A 927-nucleotide genomic window follows, 5' to 3' on the forward strand; every position below is an offset into this window, starting at 1 on the left:
GGTGAATATCCACTTGGGAACTGAATTTGATCATTCCGATTTTATCTCCCGCTTTTAACACGTCGCCCGTTTTTACCCACGACACGCAACGGCGCGCCACCAATCCCGCGATCTGCCGCACGACATACGTGCCGTCGTCGCCCTGTATCGTAAAAATATTCTGCTCGTTTTCGACATGCGCCTTTGGATCCCAGGCGGCTAGAAATTTCCCTTTCTGGTGTTTAATATCAACGACTTTTCCGGCGACCGGAGACCTTTGCAAATGGACGCTAAAAATTGAAAGAAACACGCGGACGACTTTTTCGTCGCCTTCTTCCACCACTTCCATAACGGTTCCGTTGCACGGGGAAAGAATTATCCCCTCGCCCTGCGTAATTTTGATTTTTGGATCCCTAAAAAAGAACACGCAAAACAGGGCGAAAACTATCAATAAAGAGCCGACGGCGATACAGCCGACGTTTACGGGCGGTGGTGCGTTAAAAATACGGGATGCCGCGACAAACAGAGCACCCACGATAAATGCGGGAATAATAAAAGGAAACCCTTCTTTAAGTATGGACATTTTACCCCTCTGGGGCATATTACAATAAAAAACGGGGTTTTGCAATTACGGGACGGTAATTAAAGAGGCGGCGCTGCCGTCTTTTGCGTAGATTCGTTTCGGGTTGTTGGGGTCGGTATTTCGCTTGCCGCTGTAGAAAAAGACATATTGATGGGTACCGGGCGGCAAAGGGATGGTAATGCTGTAAACGCCGGCGGGGTATTCCCTCAGCTCATACATATAGGGATCCCAACTGTTAAAATCGCCCGCGACTGTAACTCTCTCGCCGGAAGGCGCGTTAAAGGTAAAAGTTACGCCGTTTGGCAGGCCTTTTAGGGGGTCGGGTCTAATACGTCTAGCTGGAACCTGCACTGTGGAGAAAATAA

At 49.1% G+C, this 927-nt stretch carries 2 protein-coding genes; both read right to left on the reverse strand.

Annotation, left to right across the window (positions count from 1 at the left end; translation table 11 throughout):
* Positions 1–562, reverse strand: a 562-nt coding sequence (locus tag ACYVTD_RS13775) for a phosphatidylserine decarboxylase (RefSeq protein WP_461248300.1), incomplete at its 3' end; no start/stop codon positions are given.
* 45 nt (positions 563–607) lie between these two features.
* Positions 608–927: early set domain-containing protein (locus ACYVTD_RS13780; RefSeq protein WP_461248301.1), on the reverse strand; the 320-nt coding region annotated here is incomplete at its 5' end.

It is taken from the genome of Treponema sp. R6D11 (genome assembly GCF_054786075.1).